The organism is Pseudoalteromonas sp. BMB (assembly GCF_001709235.1).
In the GTDB taxonomy this organism is placed as follows: Bacteria; Pseudomonadota; Gammaproteobacteria; order Enterobacterales; family Alteromonadaceae; genus Pseudoalteromonas; species Pseudoalteromonas maricaloris.
Genome location: NZ_MBQA01000192.1, coordinates 16,897 through 36,742, shown reverse-complemented (window position 1 = coordinate 36,742; position 19,846 = coordinate 16,897). Strand labels below are relative to the sequence as shown.

Annotated in this window: 17 protein-coding genes and 11 tRNA genes; 12 read left to right on the top strand and 16 right to left on the bottom strand. The window is 41.9% G+C overall.

Translation table 11 applies throughout. The annotated features are described in order from the left end of the window. Positions 1–739: 739 nt before the first annotated feature. From BB427_RS17895 to BB427_RS17845, 11 genes are all read right to left on the bottom strand, one after another. A tRNA-Cys gene (locus BB427_RS17895) sits at positions 740–813 on the bottom strand. 11 nt (positions 814–824) lie between these two features. Beyond that, a tRNA-Gly gene (locus tag BB427_RS17890) sits at positions 825–900 on the bottom strand. A gap of 43 nt (positions 901–943) precedes the next feature. Beyond that, positions 944–1,030: transfer RNA gene (locus tag BB427_RS17885), tRNA-Leu, on the bottom strand. 21 nt (positions 1,031–1,051) lie between these two features. Continuing rightward, positions 1,052–1,127: transfer RNA gene (locus BB427_RS17880), tRNA-Gly, on the bottom strand. A gap of 57 nt (positions 1,128–1,184) precedes the next feature. Continuing rightward, positions 1,185–1,271, bottom strand: a tRNA-Leu gene (locus BB427_RS17875). 36 nt (positions 1,272–1,307) lie between these two features. After that, a tRNA-Cys gene (locus tag BB427_RS17870) sits at positions 1,308–1,381 on the bottom strand. Between the two features lie 7 nt (positions 1,382–1,388). Further along, a tRNA-Gly gene (locus BB427_RS17865) sits at positions 1,389–1,464 on the bottom strand. A gap of 209 nt (positions 1,465–1,673) precedes the next feature. Then, positions 1,674–2,219 carry a CDP-diacylglycerol--glycerol-3-phosphate 3-phosphatidyltransferase gene (gene pgsA / locus BB427_RS17860; RefSeq protein ID WP_010375584.1) on the bottom strand — a complete coding sequence of 182 codons (546 nt, stop codon included), beginning with the start codon at positions 2,217–2,219 and terminating at the stop codon, positions 1,674–1,676. Positions 2,220–2,261: 42 nt separating this feature from the next. Next, positions 2,262–4,085: an excinuclease ABC subunit UvrC gene (gene uvrC / locus BB427_RS17855; protein ID WP_069022314.1), complete on the bottom strand. Its 1,824-nt coding sequence runs from the start codon at positions 4,083–4,085 to the stop codon at positions 2,262–2,264. 11 nt (positions 4,086–4,096) lie between these two features. Beyond that, complete coding sequence (uvrY, locus tag BB427_RS17850; protein WP_010606537.1) at positions 4,097–4,747, bottom strand: UvrY/SirA/GacA family response regulator transcription factor; 651 nt, start codon at positions 4,745–4,747, stop codon at positions 4,097–4,099. A 259-nt stretch (positions 4,748–5,006) separates the two neighbouring features. Further along, a complete protein-coding gene (locus tag BB427_RS17845; RefSeq protein WP_039492251.1) occupies positions 5,007–6,152 on the bottom strand; it encodes a dicarboxylate/amino acid:cation symporter in 1,146 nt (381 codons plus the stop codon). Positions 6,153–6,363: 211 nt separating this feature from the next. Here BB427_RS17845 and BB427_RS17840 point away from each other — a divergent pair, with 211 nt between their 5' ends. From BB427_RS17840 to BB427_RS17830, 3 genes are all read left to right on the top strand, one after another. Continuing rightward, entirely contained in the window at positions 6,364–8,658 is a 2,295-nt protein-coding gene (locus tag BB427_RS17840; RefSeq protein WP_069022312.1) for a carbohydrate binding family 9 domain-containing protein, read from the top strand. 128 nt (positions 8,659–8,786) lie between these two features. After that, positions 8,787–9,755 carry a cysteine synthase A gene (gene cysK / locus BB427_RS17835; RefSeq protein WP_010375573.1) on the top strand — a complete coding sequence of 323 codons (969 nt, stop codon included), beginning with the start codon at positions 8,787–8,789 and terminating at the stop codon, positions 9,753–9,755. A gap of 159 nt (positions 9,756–9,914) precedes the next feature. Then, complete coding sequence (locus BB427_RS17830) at positions 9,915–10,781, top strand: substrate-binding periplasmic protein (protein ID WP_017218900.1); 867 nt, start codon at positions 9,915–9,917, stop codon at positions 10,779–10,781. A gap of 98 nt (positions 10,782–10,879) precedes the next feature. Here BB427_RS17830 and queE read toward each other — a convergent pair whose 3' ends face one another. Beyond that, the gene (queE, locus tag BB427_RS17825) at positions 10,880–11,545 is read right to left on the bottom strand and encodes a 7-carboxy-7-deazaguanine synthase QueE (protein ID WP_069022310.1); all 666 of its coding nucleotides are present in this window, start codon (positions 11,543–11,545) and stop codon (positions 10,880–10,882) included. A 123-nt stretch (positions 11,546–11,668) separates the two neighbouring features. Between queE and queC the strand changes: the two genes are divergently transcribed. Continuing rightward, positions 11,669–12,325 carry a 7-cyano-7-deazaguanine synthase QueC gene (gene queC / locus BB427_RS17820; RefSeq protein ID WP_069022308.1) on the top strand — a complete coding sequence of 219 codons (657 nt, stop codon included), beginning with the start codon at positions 11,669–11,671 and terminating at the stop codon, positions 12,323–12,325. Between the two features lie 52 nt (positions 12,326–12,377). Here queC and cysB read toward each other — a convergent pair whose 3' ends face one another. Further along, a complete protein-coding gene (gene cysB, locus BB427_RS17815) occupies positions 12,378–13,355 on the bottom strand; it encodes an HTH-type transcriptional regulator CysB (protein ID WP_010375565.1) in 978 nt (325 codons plus the stop codon). A gap of 414 nt (positions 13,356–13,769) precedes the next feature. Here cysB and BB427_RS17810 point away from each other — a divergent pair, with 414 nt between their 5' ends. Further along, positions 13,770–14,531, top strand: a complete 762-nt coding sequence (locus BB427_RS17810; RefSeq protein ID WP_010375563.1) for a hypothetical protein — start codon at positions 13,770–13,772, stop codon at positions 14,529–14,531. A 67-nt stretch (positions 14,532–14,598) separates the two neighbouring features. Here BB427_RS17810 and BB427_RS17805 read toward each other — a convergent pair whose 3' ends face one another. After that, entirely contained in the window at positions 14,599–15,888 is a 1,290-nt protein-coding gene (locus tag BB427_RS17805; RefSeq protein ID WP_069022318.1) for an NCS2 family permease, read from the bottom strand. Between the two features lie 121 nt (positions 15,889–16,009). On the opposite strand from BB427_RS17805, the gene BB427_RS17800 reads away from it, so the two are divergent. From BB427_RS17800 to BB427_RS17790, 3 genes are all read left to right on the top strand, one after another. Then, the gene (locus tag BB427_RS17800) at positions 16,010–16,459 is read left to right on the top strand and encodes a tetratricopeptide repeat protein (protein WP_010375560.1); all 450 of its coding nucleotides are present in this window, start codon (positions 16,010–16,012) and stop codon (positions 16,457–16,459) included. Between the two features lie 494 nt (positions 16,460–16,953). Further along, positions 16,954–17,349 (top strand): SulA-like leucine-rich domain-containing protein, encoded by a 396-nt coding sequence (locus BB427_RS17795; protein ID WP_069022306.1) that lies wholly within the window; start codon positions 16,954–16,956, stop codon positions 17,347–17,349. 45 nt (positions 17,350–17,394) lie between these two features. After that, positions 17,395–17,856, top strand: coding sequence for a YchJ family protein (locus tag BB427_RS17790; RefSeq protein WP_139119085.1), 462 nt, complete (start codon positions 17,395–17,397; stop codon positions 17,854–17,856). 374 nt (positions 17,857–18,230) lie between these two features. On the opposite strand, the gene BB427_RS17785 is transcribed toward BB427_RS17790, so the two are convergent. Continuing rightward, on the bottom strand, positions 18,231–18,752 hold the full coding sequence (locus tag BB427_RS17785; protein WP_069022302.1) for a VC2046/SO_2500 family protein: 522 nt from the start codon (positions 18,750–18,752) through the stop codon (positions 18,231–18,233). A gap of 112 nt (positions 18,753–18,864) precedes the next feature. Here BB427_RS17785 and BB427_RS17780 point away from each other — a divergent pair. From BB427_RS17780 to BB427_RS17765, 4 genes are all read left to right on the top strand, one after another. Continuing rightward, positions 18,865–18,949: transfer RNA gene (locus tag BB427_RS17780), tRNA-Tyr, on the top strand. A 20-nt stretch (positions 18,950–18,969) separates the two neighbouring features. Then, a tRNA-Tyr gene (locus tag BB427_RS17775) sits at positions 18,970–19,054 on the top strand. A 29-nt stretch (positions 19,055–19,083) separates the two neighbouring features. Next, positions 19,084–19,168: transfer RNA gene (locus BB427_RS17770), tRNA-Tyr, on the top strand. A gap of 26 nt (positions 19,169–19,194) precedes the next feature. Further along, a tRNA-Tyr gene (locus tag BB427_RS17765) sits at positions 19,195–19,279 on the top strand. A gap of 17 nt (positions 19,280–19,296) precedes the next feature. Here the strand turns inward: BB427_RS17765 and BB427_RS17760 are convergent. Further along, on the bottom strand, positions 19,297–19,794 hold the full coding sequence (locus BB427_RS17760) for a DUF2938 domain-containing protein (RefSeq protein WP_254663662.1): 498 nt from the start codon (positions 19,792–19,794) through the stop codon (positions 19,297–19,299). Between the last annotated feature and the right edge of the window lie 52 nt (positions 19,795–19,846).

The following is a 19,846-nucleotide window of genomic DNA, read 5'->3' as shown; positions in this document are numbered from 1 at the left end:
GGGATGTGCATTCTAAGCACTCCCAATTTTTTGTCAACACTTAATTTTGAATTTCTTGAGAAGTTTTCTCTTAAGTTTTCAACGCTAAGTTTTACTCGACTACCAACTCGTTGGCTTATTGCTTTTCAGCGTTGCTCCCCATGTCGGTGGATGCGCATTATAGGGAGATCCGATTTTAGTGCAACCCCTTTTTTCATTAAAACTTATAAAAAAGGTTTGTTCGAACAAAAAACAAACGAAACACATCAAAATAGTATGTTTTTCACTCAAAAAAGACCGAATTGAAGTCACGCGAGTCTACATAAACTTTAAGCACCACTAAGGAACAACTGAACAAATGGCGTTATATAACATCTGTTAGCATATTAACTTGCCTACTTACATATAGAACTCGAAACAAAACCAGGTCAATTCTTCTTTATGTAGAGAAGGTGTACGTAAATTATGTGGAAGTGAAAATGTAAAGCGACTATGAAGCAGTAAGTCTATCCAATAAGCAGGACTAAATACCAAAATGATACCTTTTATCGAAAATATGAAGATAGCTGCGTTTATAAAGGCATTGAATACTAACTTTCGATCCTTCTTATTATTGACTAGTAGCTATAGCAATGATTCTGGGATCTAAAGAAACAATGTTTAAGTAAAAGAAGATGTGGATAAATCAGTAACAGTGAAATTCTTGGATAATAAAAAGATAAATAAGTGAGGGTATTGAGAATAAAGAGAATATGCGATATGGAGGCGGAACCCGGAGTCGAACCGAGGTAGACGGATTTGCAATCCGCTGCATGGCCACTCTGCCATTCCGCCATGAAGAATATTGGAGCGAGTAACGAGGTTCGAACTCGTGACCTCGACCTTGGCAAGGTCGCGCTCTACCAGCTGAGCTATACTCGCATTCCATTTTTCACACTGGTAAATTTGACATGTGAAAAATAAATGGTGCCCGGGGCCGGACTTGAACCGGCACGCTGTTACCAGCGAGGGATTTTAAATCCCTTGTGTCTACCAATTCCACCACCCGGGCATCGGGTGTAAAAGCAAAAATTGGAGCGAGTAACGAGGTTCGAACTCGTGACCTCGACCTTGGCAAGGTCGCGCTCTACCAGCTGAGCTATACTCGCGTTCCGTTTTGTACATAAAAACCATGTAGATTTGTTACATACAAATCCCGATATAAATGGTGCCCGGGGCCGGACTTGAACCGGCACGCTGTTACCAGCGAGGGATTTTAAATCCCTTGTGTCTACCAATTCCACCACCCGGGCATCGGGCTTGCTTTCGCATGTGGATATGTTGAGAAATGGAGGCGGAACCCGGAGTCGAACCGAGGTAGACGGATTTGCAATCCGCTGCATGGCCACTCTGCCATTCCGCCGCAAATTTGGAGCGAGTAACGAGGTTCGAACTCGTGACCTCGACCTTGGCAAGGTCGCGCTCTACCAGCTGAGCTATACTCGCGTTCCATTATTTAAATCTACTTATTTACTAAGCTTCTCTAAACTTTAACTTGCTAGGTGATGCTATCTAAATTTCATTTAGATGACATACTGCCCTCTCAACACGGACGCATTCTACAGAAGTTCTGGAACGCGTCAACATAAAAAATGAATGTTTTGAATCGTTTGCTCAAAATTTATCTAAACCGCTGGGTTTATAATCATTTCAAGTCAAGAATTAGTCAATTCTCCTTTTGCAGCATAGAGATACTGGATCATAGAAACTAATGTTAGCAATGTCGCGATAGCTAAAAGTGCGTAACTTAGCATTGTCATCCAATCTGATAACTGCCAAATCAAACCTATAATAGCTAACATCTGTGCAGCTGTTTTGAATTTGCCCAGCCAAGATACTGCAACACTACCTCTTTTACCTTGTTCGGCCATCCATTCACGCAGCGCAGAAATAACTATTTCTCTACTAATAATGACAACAGCAGAAATAGTAATGAAATAATTATCATAATGTGTAGCAAGTATCACTAAAGCAACACTGACCATCACTTTGTCGGCAACAGGATCTAAAAAAGCACCAAATGGTGTTGACTGTTCCAACTTACGCGCAAGATAGCCATCAAGGATATCGGTAACGGAAGCTAACCAGAAAATAAAAGCGGCGGCAAAAAACGCCCATGAATAAGGAAGATAAAAAACGACTGCAAACACGGGAATGAGTAGCAATCTAAATGTTGTGAGCGTATTTGGAATATTCCACATAACTACTTGGTATTGTCTTTTTTTCTATGTTCGCATGATTGCTTAAGCTTTGTCATGCAAATGATTAAATATCTTTTCAGCCATTTCAGGGCTGATCCCAGGAACTTGCTTTAACTGATGTATATTTGCAGATTTAACTCCCTGCATGCCTCCTAAAAACTTAAGTAGTGCCTGACGTCTTTTCTGACCTACGCCTTCAATCTCTTCAAGCACAGATTGCGTTCTTTGTTTTTGTCTTTTATTACGATGCCCTGCAATTGCAAAGCGATGTGATTCGTCGCGGATATGCTGGATAAGGTGTAATGCAGGTGAATCACTTTCGACATTCACCGTTTTACGACCACCATCTATTAGCAATGTTTCTAATCCTGGCTTTCGGCTTGTTCCTTTTGCAACCCCTATCAGTATCGGCATTTTATTGAGTTGCCAATCAGCGAAGAAAGATTCCGCCCTACCTAACTGCCCCTTACCACCATCAATAAAGATAATATCGGGTACTTTCGCTTCATCCGACATTTTGCCGTAGCGCTTATTTAATGCAAAATCCATCGCTGCGTAATCATCCCCTGGGGTGATCCCTGTGACGTTATATCTGCGATACTCTCTATTGTTTGGCCCTTGACCATCAAATACAACACACGATGCGACCGTGTTTTCTCCCATGGTATGGCTGATATCAAAACACTCCATTCTTTGAATATCTGACAGCCCTAGCACTGCTTTTAGTTTGGCGTATCGTTTGGTGATTGAGTCTTGTGCACTTTGTTTAACTTCAATACTGTTTTGCGCATTTTTATTTGCTAATGCAAGATATTGGGCTCGTTCCCCACGAACGTTACATTTGAAATTAACTTTGCGCTTCGAAACTTGAGTCAGTGCAGCTTCTAATGCACTTCCCTCTTCTATTTCGAATGGCAATACAATTTCTTTAGCAATTCTAGAGTGGTTACCCGTTGAAATATAATACTGCCCGATGAAAGAAGTTAGCACTTCATCTGCGCCAGAATCTTTTGGTACTTTTGGAAAATGTGTTTTCGTCCCAAGTACCTTATGCTCCCTTATCATCAGTACATGAATGGCCACTAAACCGTTCTTCAGCTCATAACCGATGACATCAAGCTCTGCAAAGTTTCCTGCAATGGACTGCTGCTCTTGCATTTGCCTTAATAAAGCAATTTGATCTCTGTGTTTTGCTGCTTTCTCAAAATCCAAAGACATACTGGCGGTTTCCATTCGTTCCACCAGTGCTGAGATGACGTCCTGAGAGCGTCCCGTCAAAAACTGTCGAACCATGGCTACTTGTTCTTGGTATTCTTCGTCGCTTACTTTGCCAACGCATGGTCCTGAACATCTTTTTAACTGATACTGCAAACAAGGTCGGCTGCGTGCTCGGTAATACGCATCTTCGCATTGCCTAACCGGGAAGATCTTCTGCATTAACCTTAGACTTTCCGATACCGCAGCACTGCTAGGAAAAGGACCAAAATATTCGCCTTTTTGTTTTCTACTACCACGATGAAATGCAAGTCTTGGATGTTGATGGGCGCTCAGGAAAATATACGGATAACTTTTATCATCTCTTAAGAGGATGTTATATCGTGGTTGGTATTTCTTAATTAAGTTATTTTCTAAAAGCAGCGCTTCGGTTTCGGTATTCGTTAGCGTTACTTCAATATGGTCAATATTACTGACCAATACTCGCGTTTTACTATCTGTGATAATGGAACGGAAGTAGCTAGAAACTCGTTTTTTGAGGTTTTTTGCTTTACCAACATAGATAACCTGGTCGTCCACATCGTACATGCGGTACACACCAGGTTCTGTTGTTAATGTCTTAAGGAAAGGTTTGTAATCAAATTCAGTCATTTAAAAAGAACTTAATGACTGCTATCTATATCGATCATTTTATGGCGAATCGCCAAGTGGGTTAATTCCACATCACCGCTCACATTGAGCTTTTCAAACATGCGATAGCGATAACTATTTACCGTCTTAGAGCTCAGGTTCAAGCGATCTGCAATATTTTGTGCTTTCTCACCTTTGGTGATCATGAGCATGATCTGCAATTCTCTTTCCGATAGCGATTGGAAAGGGTTTTCGTCATTGCGGCCACTAAATTGCGCAAGGGCAATTTGCTGAGCAATTTCTGGCGCAATATAACGCTGACCAGCATTAACTGCACGTATTGCATTGATCATTTCATCAGGGCCAGCACCTTTTGTTAGGTAACCATGCGCACCAATTTGCATTACCTTGCTTGGGAAAGGATCTTCACAATGCACGGTAAGCACAATAACTTTTACATCTGGACAGTAACGGCAAATCTTTTTGGTCGCTTCCAATCCACCAATACCAGGCATGTTCATGTCCATTAGCACAATGTCAGGCTCACTTTGGCGACAAAAGGTTACGGCTTCCTCACCGGTTTTGGCTTCTCCTACCACTTTAAAGCCACGCACATCATCTAAAATGCGTTTTATGCCAGTCCTGACAAGTTCATGATCATCAACTAAAAGCACATTAATCAATGGCACACCCTCTACATATATATTGGTAAAAGGAGCGAAGCAACCAACAGCCCCGCTTCCAGATGTTTGAGATTACCACATATTTTTTAAAAGCATAACGATAGAAACGAGAGAAAAATACAATTTTGATATGAATTAACCAAATAGTTAATTAATGAAAGAAGCAGTTTGATTATAATTTCACCGCTTTGTGATTTTAAAGGCAGCCGCTATGGCATTTTAGCCATAGCAACTTATAGTAGATTTATTTTTATTTGACTCAGCTTTGCTTTGAAAATTTATCGACCCAAAGTGCAATCACACCATCACCGGTTACGTTACATGCCGTGCCAAAACTGTCTTGCGCTAAATATAAAGCAATCATCAATGCCACTGCACCTTCATTAAAACCAAGCATACTGGTCAATAGTCCAAGCGCAGACATAACCGCGCCACCCGGCGCACCAGGAGCCGCAATCATTACGACACCAAGCATAAAGATGAATGGCAACATTTCCGACAATGACGGTACAACCATCTCAGGAGAAAGCAGCATCACAGCCATTGCGCAAGTCACTATGGTAATAGTCGACCCTGACAAATGAATGGTGGCACAAAGTGGTACGGTAAAATTGGCAACCTCTTCGTTAACATTATTAGATTTACTTGCACGAAGAGACACTGGAATAGTTGCCGCGCTCGACATAGTACCAATAGCGGTAAAATACGCAGGTAGCATATTTTTGATTAATTCCAGTGGATTTCTACCAAGTAACAGACCGCTCACCACAAACAAAGTGCTTAGCCATAGCCAATGCATGATAATCGCGGCAAGCAGTACCACGCCAAACGTACTCAGGGTGTCGAATACCGTACCAGCTACTGCCATTTCAGCAAAAACACCGGCGATGTAAAGCGGTAATACTGGAATAATAACTTTCGCAAGCAGTGCATCTACTACATCTCTCGCTTCGTCAGTGACACCTTTAAGTTTAGTTAAACCGCACTGACTCATCCCAATACCAAAGATAAATGCCGTTGCAAGTGCCGTCATCACTCCCATTAGCGGAGGGATCTCGATATTAATAAAGCTCTTAAGATGAGATTCTTCCACGGCTTGATAAGCAACACCACCGTCAAAAAATGGAATGAAAGCATTAACTAATAAAAATGCTAATGTGCCAGCAATAATGGTTGACCCATAAGCAAAGCCGACTGTCTTACCAAGCAAGTGGCCCGATCCCTTTGGTAAGCCTGCTATACCCGAAGCAATAAAAAGCAGGATTATCAGAGGAATAGTAAAGCTGATAAGTTGCCCTATGATCACCTTGAAGGTGTATAAGAGCTCAACTAACACAGTCGGCAAGTACAGACCCGCCAACATACCAGCGACGATACCCGCCACTAGCTTCAATATAAGAGACATAGTTACTTCCTAGCAGATTTTCAAAGGCGTTGTTGTAACATGTTTTTGACCATCTTTGCTATTAATTCGATGGAGATAAATAGATTTGTACATTTTATGTATACATATTCGCCACCCAACGTAAATAATTGCAACTTGACGAAAATAAATTGTTTCAGTTCATTGCATATTATCTAATACTGGAAAAAGTCTCTGTAAAATAATTAAATTCATGCTTAAAGCTGTAACCTACTCTTTTGTCGCGCTTAGTCTATCTAGCCAAACATGGGCACTAGACCCAAATAAAATCCCATTTATCGACAGTTCTGCAAAAATTGATGGTGTACTTGAAGCCGATATTTGGCAACGTGCATTAGAAATAGATATCAACAACATCACTTGGCCATACGAGAACCAATCAAGCCCATTACAAACTAAGGCCTACGTATATGAGAATGGCCAATCTTTATTTATTGCTTTTGATGCAAAGGACCCTAATCCTGAATTGATCCGCGCATTTTATCGTGACCGTGACCGCGCCTGGGAAGACGACCTTGTCGGCATTAAAATTGATTCATTTAACAATGCCCAAAGCGCTTACCAGTTTTTCATCAATCCACTAGGTGTACAACAAGACTCAATTGAAAACGAACTCACTAAAAGTGAAAATGGTTCTTGGAATGGGATCTGGGATAGTGTCGGAAAGATAAACAAAGACGGTTATGTTGTTGAAGTTGAAATCCCACTTCGTGTATTAAATTTTAACGACTCCCTCGAGAGCAAAACAATGGCTTTAGAGTTTCTGCGTTTTTATCCAAGAAATGAAAGGTTGCGTATATCCAGCATGCAATTGCGACATGCAAATTCTTGCTGGATCTGTCAGATGCCAAAATATCAAGGATTTGCTAAGGCTAAGCAAGGGAGTAACTTTGCCGTTATTCCAACACTAGTCACCAATAGGCAAGAATCTCGCGATATAGATGATGGTATCGCAGAGCCATGGCACGATGACAATAATGTCGAGCCGGGTTTAGACGTAAAGTGGGCTATCACACCAGATATGACGCTAAACGCAACATTAAACCCTGATTTCTCACAAGTTGAAGCTGACACGGGACAATTGAGCGTTAACAATAGCTTTAGCCTATTTTTCCCTGAAAAACGGGCATTCTTTTTAGATAATTCCGATTACTTTTCTTCTCACCTTAACCTTATTCATACTCGGAACATTTCGGCTCCCGATTATGGCGTCAAGCTTACCGGTAATAAAAACGGTCACACTTTTGCAGGATTTATTGCCAACGATGAAAGACTCAATGTCGTTGTTCCTGGAAATCTGGGCTCGAGCGTTGTCTCATTAGAGAGAAAAAGCCAAAACATGGCACTGAGATATCGTCATGACCTAAACAAAACCTTGTCAGTAGGCGTGACATCGACAACTAAGCAAAGCGACGACTATCGCAACCAAGTTGCGAGTATAGACACCAAATACAAGCCAACAGATAACGATACCTTACAGGTGCAGCTAATTGGCTCAGATACAGACTATGATAGCGCTTTTGCTGAGGCGTTATGTGATAGTACGCTCGCTGAGTGCGACCTAAACGAAAGTGTACTCAGAGTGATTGACGAAGATGACCGTGGTGCTGGCTATTACGTTAATTATGAGCATAATCGCAAGCATTGGAAAGCATTTACCAGCTATCAAGCTCGCGATGCAGCACTTAGAACCGATATGGGCTTTATCACTCAGGTCGACTTTAATAAATTTCTTTTTGGCGGTGAGTACCGTTGGTATGGCGATGACAACAACTGGTGGAACCGTGCACGTTGGTATGCCGACTGGGATATTTCCCACAACGAGCAAGGCGAGTTATTAGAAAAAGAAGTGCAAACCAACTTTGCAGTTGACGGCCCATTGCAAAGCTTTCTTGATTTTGGTGTTGAACATAGAAAACGCACTGGACTGCGACATGATGAAACCCGTTTAGCGATTGACGGCAATACCGATCTATTTACCGAGAATTCACAGTGGACCTATATGGAGTTCAAGCCAATGGCCGGTGTTTTCGCAGGCTTAAACTTAAGTAAAGGAAACCGCGTTGACCTTGCAAACAACCGTCTTGGTGATTTGTATTTCGCCCGCCCAGTTATTAACGTCAATCTTGGCAAACATTTTGAAGTTAGATTGCGCCACACATTCGAAAAAATGAAAGCGAATGGCGCGGAAGTTTATACCGCAAATCTGAGCGATATACGCCTGACTTACCAATTTAACATTAATAGCTATCTAAGATTGGCAATCATCAACACGGATATTTCGAGAAACCAGAGCAATTATAATGACGATGTTGATGCGACTTATAAAAGTATCAGCACCCAACTGCTCTATTCCTACAAACTAAACCCACAAACCGTTTTCTTTGCAGGCTATTCCGATCATGGTTATCAAGACGATGATTTGTCAAAGATAACTAAAGACGAAAAGACGGTATTTATAAAGTTCAGTTATGCCTGGTTGATTTAAATATCAAACTTTAAATAACTATTGGCTATAAGCAAATTTGATATATCTTATAGCCAATCTTTCCTTTCGTTTTGCGAAATGCGCAGTAAAGTGATGGAATACAAGCAAACCTAGATTAGGGAACACAAATGACTAAAGTATATGCAGATAACAGTCTAACTATCGGTAATACACCGCTGGTTAAAATCAATCGCGTTTCTGGCGGCAATGTTTACGCAAAAGTGGAAGCGCGTAACCCAAGCTTCAGCGTTAAATGCCGTATTGGTGCGTCTATGATCTGGGAAGCTGAAAAAGCGGGTCTTCTTAGCGAAGGTAAAGAACTTATTGAACCGACTTCAGGTAACACTGGTATTGCATTGGCTTTCGTTGCTGCTTCTCGCGGTTATAAATTGACACTTACTATGCCAAATACGATGAGCCTTGAGCGTCGTAAACTACTTAAAGCACTTGGCGCAAATTTAGTGCTGACAGAAGGCGCCAAGGGCATGAAAGGCGCGATTGAAAAAGCAAATGAAATCCAAGCAAGTAACCCTGAAAAATACGTGTTACTGCAACAGTTTGAAAACCCAGCAAACCCGAAGATCCACTTTGAAACAACGGGTCCAGAAATTTTTGATGCACTTGAAGGTAATATCGATTACTTCGTTGCGGGTGTTGGTACGGGTGGCACGATCACTGGTGTTTCACGCTATCTTAAAAATGAAAAAGGCCTAAATGTTAAGTCAATCGCTGTTGAGCCAGTTGACTCACCAGTTATCACGCAAACCCTTGCAGGCGACGAAGTAAAACCAGGTCCACACAAAATTCAAGGGATTGGCGCTGGCTTTATTCCGGGCAACCTAGATCTTGAGCTTATTGATGGCGTTGAGTTGGTGTCGAATGAAGATGCAATTGCAATGGCACACCAGCTGATGAAAGACGAAGGTATTTTAGTGGGTATTTCTTCAGGCGCAGCCCTAGTTGCCGCAAAGCGTATTGCCGAGCAACCTGAAAATGCTGATAAAAACATCGTGGTTATTTTGCCAAGCGCTGCAGAGCGTTACCTAACTAGCCCACTCTTTGCAGACACATTCTCTGAACAAGAATTAGTGCAGTAAGAGTAGAGCTTCATATTCTAGATTACCAAGGGGCATCACTGCCCCTTGGTTTTTTATATTATTCCTTTTAATTTCACCTCCTTTCACTACACTTTATCTATTCGCTACGCTTTTTCGACTTTGATGATTATAAAGACCTTATTACTCATGTTTTTTCTCATGTTTAGTAGTTTCATCTATGGGGAGAATTTAAACGTTGCCTACTTTAAGGGTGGTGAATTTCGCCTTGTTGCTGGAGAAAAGTATCAAGGGGGCTATCTATACAATAAGAAAGGCAAAAATGCCTTCATTCATATTGTGACATTAGATTGGCCACCTTATATCGGTGCAAACCTCTGCAATAAAGGCTGGGCCTTTCAGTTTGCCGTCGCACTGCTTACAGACTTAGATTATCAAGTGTATGTTGAATTTTTGCCTTGGGCTCGTGCCGTAAGGGCCGCGGAAACGGGAAAAGCCGATATTTTATTCCCTGAATACTATATTGAGGATTCAGCACCGTCTGACAATCACAAGAATAAGACCCGCAGAGAGCTACTTGCTTTATCTAATGCCTTTCCTGGTGGTGAAATCGGCTTTTTGAAACGAAGAGGTGAAGAAGACCGCTTTGATGGCAATCTAAACTCAGTTAAGAATGAACTCATTGGTGTCGTGAGGGGCTATCAGAATACCCCTGAGTTTGATGCTATGATGGATAATGGTGAATTTGTTACTGTAGAGGCCGTAAATGATTTACAGCTGGTGAAGTTACTCGTCGGTAAACGCGTAAATTTAGTAATAGGCGATCCAAAAGTACTGCGCTTTACGGTCAATTATTCAGACTTACCTAGAGCTGAGAAAATTGAATTACTAAGAAACATAGAAAACGTGACGCCACCTATAAAGTATAATCACCTCTACTTTGCGCTTAGCAAGCAAAAGCCACATTGGCGTGAATTGCTCAAAGATATTAATCGTAATCTCTATCAATTTGAGAACAGTGGCGAAACGCAAAGAATGATCGAAATGGTCAGTAACGAGTGTTATTAACCTCTACATAGCGCTTAACGCCTAAGCATCGCGGTTTGTTCAATGCCTCAGCTTAAACACACCGCATTTTTAGCTAAAATACGCTTAGGCAAATCGCTTTAGTTAATCCCTAAATACTTGTGCACTTGAACTGATAGGCGCCAATTTTTCGCTTTGCAATTGTCTATTGCAAGCTTAGTGGCCTTGGCTTTTTGGCTGATTGGCTGAAGATACACTAGCTTTGGTTCAACCCCAGTTTGTGCAAATAACACCTCTAATTCCTCAATATGCTTTTGCATTGCGACGGGGTGCTTTATCTCATCGGCACGAGCCATTGCACTTGGAAGTACTTTGTAACCTCCACGCATATTAATTTTTGGCGACACGGTAACCCAAGTTTCAGCTGGCGCGAGGATCTCAAATGTACCACTGGTTTCGATCTGTGTGCTGTACCCTTTACTATGCAATAACTCGCATAATGGGCGAAGATCAAACATACAAGGTTCACCACCGGTGATCACCACATGTTTGGCTTGGTAGCCCCGCGCCTCGAAAATCGCCAAGATCTCGTCAGCACTCGCGTTCGCCCACCACTCTGAGTCAGCCTTTTTTTCTACAGTGTTATCCAATGAAACAATAAAAGTGTCGTTGGTTTCCCAGGTTTGTTTGGTATCACACCAAGCACAACCAACTGGACAGCCCTGCAAACGTAAAAAGATTGAAGGCGTACCAGTGAAGCTTGCTTCACCCTGAATTGTTTCAAATATTTCGTTAACCTTGTACAAAATGGCCCCGTGTTTAAGATAAAGTTGTCGAAAAATACCGCGAGAAAATTGTCATTTCTCCAGCGGCCGTGTAGTATATCGCGCCCTGAAGTAAACCTCTATCAAAATCGAGGCAAATCACCTATGAGCGAAAAAGTTGTCGTAATCTATTCCGGCGGAATGGACTCTTACACTGTACTAAACAAGGCTGTCCGCGAGGGCCATGAGGTTTATGCACTGTCTTTTAACTATGGCCAGCGACATGTAAAAGAGCTACAAGTTGCCGCTGACGTATGTGCTAAACTCGGCGTTGCTCATAAGGTCGTTGATATCTCTGCTATCAATCAATTATTGTCAGGCTCTAGCCTAACAGATGACATCGACGTGCCAGAAGGCCACTATGAAGAAGAGAGCATGAAGAGCACGATTGTGCCTAATCGCAATATGATTTTGCTTTCTCTTGCGGTAGGTTACGCTGTCTCTCTAAAAGCAAATAAGGTATTTTACGGTGCTCACTCTGGCGATCATGCAATTTATCCGGATTGCCGCCCTGAGTTCGTTAAAAAGATGGATGATGTTTGCCGCATTGCGAACTACGACGCCGTTGAAATTGTCAGTCCTTACCTTAACAACTCAAAAATTGATATCCTGACCGACGGTCTAAAAATGGGCTTAGATTACGCTGACACTTGGACGTGTTACAACGGCCGCGAAAAAGCATGTGGTAAGTGTGGTGCTTGCCAAGAGCGCCTCGAAGCGTTTGAACTAAACAAGGCAACAGATCCGCTTCCGTACGAATAACAGTATCGAAAAAGGCCTCTGTTGAGGCCTTTTTCATATACTTTTCAAGTCTTCATTTCACCGGAAGCGTCATACCTTCAAATAGCTTGTCGATATCATCTTGATTTCGTAGCAAACTTGCACGCTCTACCACATCTTTTGTGAGATGCGGTGCAAATCGCTCAATAAAATCGTACATGTAGCCTCTTAGGAAGCTTCCTTTTCTGAAACCAATTTTCGTCGTACTTGCTTCAAATAGGTGACTCGCATCGATGCAAACTAAGTCGCTATCAGACTTTTCATCAAGTGCCATTGACGCTAATACGCCAACACCGAGTCCTAATCTTACGTAGGTTTTAATCACATCGGCGTCTGTTGCAGTAAACACGATGTGTGGCTCCAAACCATGAGCATTAAATGCTTTATCCAGTTCTGAGCGGCCAGTAAAGCCAAATACATAGGTGATCAACGGATATTTAGCGACGTCTTGCACCGTCAGTGCACTGCCTTTTTGTGCGAGAGGATGGTCTTTGGCGACCACAATACTGCGATTCCAGTGATAGCAAGGTAGCATGACCAGATCACTGTACAAATGCAGCGCCTCGGTAGCGATAGCAAAGTCAGCATCACCTCGAGCAGCAGCATCAGAGATTTGCTGTGGCGTACCTTGATGCATATGTAAAGAAACCGCAGGGTATTTTTTCATAAACCCTTGGATCACAGGAGGTAACGCGTAACGAGCTTGAGTATGCGTCGTTGCGATGTTCAGTTTACCTTGATCTGGTAAGGTATGTTCATTTGCAACCGCTTTGATCCCTTCCACTTTAGAAAGGATCTCACGAGCAATATTAATAATTTCATTACCTGCGCCCGTAACATGCGTTAAATGCTTACCGCTACGGCCAAAAATTTGTACCCCCAACTCGTCTTCAAGCATGCGCACTTGCTTTGAAATACCAGGTTGAGAGGTATATAAACTTTCCGCCGTCGCTGACACATTAAGGTTGTGATTCAACACTTCGACGATATATCTCAATTGTTGTAATTTCATATTGCTTTTATTCTTATGATCTCTTGATGTTGAGCATCAGCCCATAGCAAAACCGCTCTTTGTTAGCGAGTTCAGTGCAAAGCGATAAAAAACCGCCTGTTACGACCTTATGTAGGCTAGCACATTTGGTAAAAATGAGGTAGCCAAGAGGTACTAAATATCAGCATTTTCACTGACGCTCAGACAGTCACTTGGCCAAATAGCGAATATTTTGACACGCTTTTGCAAACTCACGAGCTAAACCTGGCGACTATCTTTCACTAAAACTAACCGCTCATTTAGGCATCGACTATACTAAAAAATAATGAATTCTTTATCTTTTTTACAGGTTATTGTCGTAAACCTGTTCAGAATAGTACGAATTCATGTAAGATTAAAAAATTACACTGGTGGTTACATGAAAGAGATTTCAGTATGTTTGTTTCTATTATAATAATGTTGATTGTTGCACTTATCGTCATAGCAGTTTGGGTAAGCGCGATCCAGCAACATAAAGAGAAACAAGAAGCGGAGAGACGCAAAGAACTTGCTAAGCAAAAACGCGTAATAGAAGAAGCGGAAGACGTCATCATGAATGGCAGCAATATTCCGATGTCTGAAGTCATGATCCGTATCATTCAGCGCCGCGTGCATGACGCTTTAGCCGCAATGGTGGAGTTGTCTCCGACTTCGAAAGAATTAAAAAGTCGCTTACACGAGTCGCAAGAGCGCTTAAATACTCAGCCTGAAAAAACAGCAGACTCAGACTCGATAGCACTTCCTGACAATGACAAGCAAATTATCGCATTAGTTCAAGGCATAAAGAAATTACGCCAACTATTACGCTCAGAGCATAGTAAAGGTAAAGTAGACACTCAACTGTTCGTTAATGAAGACCGTAGGCTGGAGCGCTTTCAGCTTAAAATCAATGTTGAAAGCCAGATAAAACGAGGGCTTTCAGCGAGAACCGCAAACATGGTCGGTTCAGCAAGACAATACTTTGAAAAAGCTTACGCTACAATTTGCGCCGTCTCATACAATGATGACTATGTAAAAGAGAAAAAAGCACAGCTGGAAGGTTATTTAGAAGAGATCAGCAGCGAACTTAGAGCGTCCAACGCATCAGCGGTGAAAAAGAAAGCAGAGCAAGAACAAGACGACTTGGACGTATTGTTTGCACCGAAGAAGAAATGGTAACACCATCATTTACGTAAAAGGCTGGTCTCCCAGCCTTTTTTATTACAAATGAAGTAAACCCACTTGCTTAACCAAAAGCAAACTTAACGATAAAGAGTACTGTCAGTACCCAAACGCTGATACTGATTTCATTTGCCTTATTACACGCCAACTTAACTGCCGTATAAGAAATAAAACCCAAAGCAATACCATGCGCGATTGAAAACGTAAGCGGTGTCATCAATAACACAACACTGACAGGAATAGCATCGCTCATCTCATCCCAATTAATCAACTTTAGGTTTTGTAGCATTAATACCGACACATACAGTATCGCGCCTGCCGTCGCATATGCGGGAACCATTTGTGCCAGTGGCGCAAAGAATATCATGAGTAAGAAGCAGATCCCCACGACCACGGCCGTCAACCCTGTGCGACCACCGACAGATACACCTGACACTGATTCGATGTATGAAGTCGTCGTTGAGGTACCGAGCACTGAGCCTGCAATCGTCGCAGTGCTGTCAGCTGACAGTGCCCTACCCAACCTTGGCATGCGACCATGCTCGTCAGATAATCCGGCCTTTTGCGTCACCGCAACCAATGTGCCACTGGTATCAAATAAATCGACAAATAAAAATGCAAACACCACGCTAAGCATGGAAAGCTCAAAAATTCCGTTCAAATCCAACTGCATATAGGTCGGCGCGATGCTTGGGGGCATATCAACAACCCCATGATAATCTACAAGCCCAAGTCCCCACGCAATACCCGTTACCATTAAAATGCTGATAAGCACGCCACTTTTGACTTCACGGTACATAAGCGCCGCAATAACAAAAAAGCTCGCAATGGCTAATAGCGGGCCGGGAGAAGTGATATCACCGAGTTGTACTAATGTAGCATCGCTTGCGATAACAATTTTCGCGTTCTTTAGCGCGATTAACGCTAAGAATGCGCCAATACCTGCCGCGATCGCACGCTTTAGCACGATAGGTATAGCTTGGATCACCCACTCGCGAACTTTGAATACGCTCAAAAATAGAAATAAACAGCCCGACATAAATACCGCGCCTAATGCACTTTGCCATGTATAGCCCATGCCAAGCACAACACCATAGGTAAAAAAGGCGTTTAAGCCCATTCCAGGCGCAAGCGCTAACGGATAGTTTGCCCATAGCCCCATAATAAAACAGCCGATTGCGGCTGCGATACAAGTTGCTACAAAAGCAGCGCCGTGATCCATACCAGCTTCTGCTAGCATTGCAGGATTTACAAAAACGATGTAAACCATAGTAACGAATGTCGTCAAGCCAGCAACCACCTCAGTCCTTACATTGGTGTGCATAGCTTGCAGTGAAAATAACCGCTCGAGCATAACTAAAATTACAAATTTGAGGAACAAGTGGTTGGATTTTAACACGAATCACTTTAAAACTCGGACAAAATAGTTAAAATTCAGCTACACTCTGCTTATCAACATTATTGCGAATAAAGATATGGATCAAAATAGCACCGACAACTCAGCAAACCATGACTTAGAACAGCAGCTGCTGAATGTGCTTGAATTTGTAACGTCGCCATTAAAAGCAGACGCAAAATTCCCAGATCTTCACGACAATACCCAAGCTTTGAAAAAAGGCCTCTATTACCTTAAAGAAAAATCTTTTCCGCTCGCGGCAAAATGGCTAAGACTGGCGGCGATGTCTGGTGATTTGAAGGCACAGTTTTTTTTAGGTTTGTTGTTTATGAAAGGTCAAGGAGTGCCACCCAGCCCTTTTCATGCAGCCGCTTGGTTAAGTTTGGCCAGCAGCCAAGGGCACAAAGGCGCCGAACAGGTACTACTAGATGTACGCCGCTTCCTTACAACTAAGCGCTTTAGAGATGCACAGTGCTATGCTGCAACACTTTACGAGCAAATTCATCAACTACAGCATATTAGCCAGTAAATTAAATTTGACTCTCCAAAAAAACGTAGGCTAGGCGTAGCTAAGCCTCTCTTAAGTAAACGTACGCCTATCCTCTGCAACGATCAAAATGATACAGTAGGAAAACTACTGTATAGCATCTGAGAAAACTTCCAATTGCTTTATACCAATTAATCTTAATACTTGCTCAATTTGAAGGAGCAAATCTGGCGCTAACTGTGTTAAAAATTTCTCATTTAGAACAACTAAATAGCAAAGTTTTCGTCTGGTTATCGACAAGATTTTCTCGCCTCAAAATAAATCACTTAATTAAGCGAATTGGTATTACTCATACTGAACTTTCGTCAATTAAGCTTTTATTTCAAAAAAACACAACCATTTGTTTTATATTGAAAATTTAAACTAAATAAAAATTAAGCTTGAATATTGATTAAAAAGCTAGCAATTTCCCTTGCATTCACACACTGTATAAACTACTGTATACAAATACTGTATAGATAACCAGTGAGACAATTATGTTACACAGCAATACACTTCTACAGCCAAACAATTCGACTTATTACACACTTAACGAAATCAATAATGTTTTCGTTGAAGATGAGATCGTCGCTAGCTTAGAGTTACTTAAAGTTTTACATAAATGTCAGCATAAACAAGGCTGGACGCTACTCGTTGCGCCCGATAATGTACCAAACAAGTCACTACTAGAAAGTGCTTCAGTTGATGCAAGCAAGTTGCTCGTCATTAGGCAAAAGCACATATACGACCTTGAGTATGTACTTAAAAGTGCTATCAGCAATGGTAATTTCGCTGCAGTGGTGATTTGGACTGATATTACATCAGTGCAAACTATCAACAAAATGGAACTGCCGGTATCTGACGTTGCGATCCACTGTTTTCAAAGCGCTTAACCAGCTACAATAACGAGATATAAATTTGTTAAAACAGAAGTTTTTATGTCTTGTTATTGCAATTCATCCCTTCCCTATTCGCAATGTTGTGAGCCGTACCTTAAGGGACAAAAATTCGCAGAGCGTCCACAAATACTCATGCGCTCTCGCTATACTGCATACTGCTTAAAAGATGCAAAGTATATTCATGACACCTACGCCCAGGCTAAACAAGCACAAAATAGTGTCGACGATATTGCTGCATTTGCTAATTACGCACGCTTTATAAAATTGGAAGTGCTAGAAGAAGTAGTAGAAGCTACTCAGGGGGTTGTTGAGTTTAAGGCGCACTATATCGCAGAAAACACACACTATATACTCCATGAGCGGTCAAATTTTATTATCGAAGCAGGCAGATGGTATTACTTAGATGGTGAATTGTACGATACGCCTACAACCAAAGTAGGTAGAAATGACCTCTGTCCGTGCGGCAGTGATAAAAAGTATAAAAAGTGCCACGGTAGCTAAAATAGTCTGAATTAGAGATTAGATACAAAGCAATAAAAAAGCTTGAAGCAAGCTAAGGATGATTAAAGGCCGTTTAGCTTATACCAGTTGTATTAAGTAAATGATCTATCTTGAAGCGGGGAAATAGCTTTAGTAGCAAGGCAAAAATTTTGCTATTTAGTTGTTCTAAATGAGAAATTTTTAACGAAGCTAATATGCTATTTCACCCTTCAAATTGATTAGAGAATTAATTCAATTGGTATTAGACATGAGGCGCGATAAGCATGGCGTTTTATGTCAGTCTAGTAACGAAGCAAACAGCTGTAAAATGACAAGTTTAATACCAGTTGTCTTAAACTTGCTCAATTTTGAAGGAGTAAAAGCAGCTAATGTTGTTACGCCGTCGCGCGTAACATACTCTGCATATCACCCGTTGCAATTTGATCATAAAAACCAGCCGCATCCATTGCCTTATCAGCAACTAAGGCCAGTTTACCTTGCGCGCTCGCCAACCGTCTTTTAACCGCTGGTTCTAAATTTTCTACAACTTCGAGTGGAATATGCTTTTTATCATTTCGTGCGGCAAAAGGTTCTGGATTTAAATTTTCTTGCAATCGCAAGGTTGCCATCGCCCCCATAGATACCAGCTGCGCGTTATACTGACCAATAAGCATATTGTACTCTTTTGGCGCAAGCGGCTTTTGTGGACCTATTTCAAATTGCTTTTTTAGTGTTTCTTCTGAGTTATCTTTTGCGGCAGCTTCAGATTTTGGTAGGTGAAATTGGCTAAAATCTAATGCATCGGTTGATAGCATAGATAACAGCATGGCGAAATCGGCAGAGCGCGTCTCATGAACACTAATGTTCAATGCGGATCCTAATTGCGACTCACTGATTAAAACGCCATCAATTTGCATGTATTCCAACCGATTATTTTGCTAATTATGAATTTATCGGCCTTTTTCCGAAAAACTTTAGTAGTTTTCTTTACTTCGAAAAAAACTTTGTTATTATCACCGCCGTTGTTTAGGAGGGGTTCCCGAGCGGCCAAAGGGATCAGACTGTAAATCTGACGGCTCAGCCTTCGCTGGTTCGAATCCAGCTCCCTCCACCATAAACAACAGTTACAATTTCGGAGGGGTTCCCGAGCGGCCAAAGGGATCAGACTGTAAATCTGACGGCTCAGCCTTCGCTGGTTCGAATCCAGCTCCCTCCACCACTTTCAAATTGTAACGCTTTAAAATGTATGGAGGGGTTCCCGAGCGGCCAAAGGGATCAGACTGTAAATCTGACGGCTCAGCCTTCGCTGGTTCGAATCCAGCTCCCTCCACCACTTTTAAAGTAAACGCTCCAAATGATGGAGGGGTTCCCGAGCGGCCAAAGGGATCAGACTGTAAATCTGACGGCTCAGCCTTCGCTGGTTCGAATCCAGCTCCCTCCACCACCTTCTATTTTGTTATCTCACAACAAGCTTACATATATAAACGAGCTTAAAAACAATCCAAAACCAAAAATCAAATGTGCTGCCATACTTTTTACCCTTGCCTTATTCGGCTCTGGTAATTTAGATGCTGCGACCCCTGCACCAAAACAGGGTTGCATAATAAAAAATGGAAAAACACACGTTATTAAACCAAAAACTAACGCAATGAAAAGGCTAGGCTCAGTCAACCAAGGCTTGCCCACGCTCAGTAGTAACACCAAGGCGAATACAATCCCAATGAGATAATGCATGCACCAGCCAATGACACCTTCACCAGATATTGATTTACTGTGCCCGATACCTTGATGCGTGAGTTGACCTTTACACAAGTGTCCAATCCACCTACCAACCAATGCATAATCTAAGCCCTTTATGGCAAATAAGCGACTGAGCATAAATGCCCACAAATCCATAACAAGTGTTGCACCTACGCCAATCGCGACTGCTGGCATTAACATCGAATATAGGCTTTCCACTATTTTTACTCCTCTTTTTTACTGAGAGCCGCTATCCTACTAGTTCAAGTTA

What these genes read in the sequence shown, in the direction of transcription:
- pgsA (WP_010375584.1), bottom strand. Translation starts at nt 2,219, where the DNA reads ATGTGGAATATTCCAAATACGCTCACAACATTTAGATTGCTACTCATT.
- uvrC (WP_069022314.1), bottom strand. Translation starts at nt 4,085, where the DNA reads ATGACTGAATTTGATTACAAACCTTTCCTTAAGACATTAACAACAGAA.
- BB427_RS17845 (WP_039492251.1), bottom strand. Translation starts at nt 6,152, where the DNA reads ATGTCTCTTATATTGAAGCTAGTGGCGGGTATCGTCGCTGGTATGTTG.
- BB427_RS17840 (WP_069022312.1), top strand. Translation starts at nt 6,364, where the DNA reads ATGCTTAAAGCTGTAACCTACTCTTTTGTCGCGCTTAGTCTATCTAGC.
- cysK (WP_010375573.1), top strand. Translation starts at nt 8,787, where the DNA reads ATGACTAAAGTATATGCAGATAACAGTCTAACTATCGGTAATACACCG.
- BB427_RS17830 (WP_017218900.1), top strand. Translation starts at nt 9,915, where the DNA reads ATGTTTAGTAGTTTCATCTATGGGGAGAATTTAAACGTTGCCTACTTT.
- queC (WP_069022308.1), top strand. Translation starts at nt 11,669, where the DNA reads ATGAGCGAAAAAGTTGTCGTAATCTATTCCGGCGGAATGGACTCTTAC.
- cysB (WP_010375565.1), bottom strand. Translation starts at nt 13,355, where the DNA reads ATGAAATTACAACAATTGAGATATATCGTCGAAGTGTTGAATCACAAC.
- BB427_RS17810 (WP_010375563.1), top strand. Translation starts at nt 13,770, where the DNA reads ATGTTTGTTTCTATTATAATAATGTTGATTGTTGCACTTATCGTCATA.
- BB427_RS17805 (WP_069022318.1), bottom strand. Translation starts at nt 15,888, where the DNA reads ATGCTCGAGCGGTTATTTTCACTGCAAGCTATGCACACCAATGTAAGG.
- BB427_RS17800 (WP_010375560.1), top strand. Translation starts at nt 16,010, where the DNA reads ATGGATCAAAATAGCACCGACAACTCAGCAAACCATGACTTAGAACAG.
- BB427_RS17795 (WP_069022306.1), top strand. Translation starts at nt 16,954, where the DNA reads ATGTTACACAGCAATACACTTCTACAGCCAAACAATTCGACTTATTAC.
- BB427_RS17790 (WP_139119085.1), top strand. Translation starts at nt 17,395, where the DNA reads ATGTCTTGTTATTGCAATTCATCCCTTCCCTATTCGCAATGTTGTGAG.
- BB427_RS17785 (WP_069022302.1), bottom strand. Translation starts at nt 18,752, where the DNA reads ATGCAAATTGATGGCGTTTTAATCAGTGAGTCGCAATTAGGATCCGCA.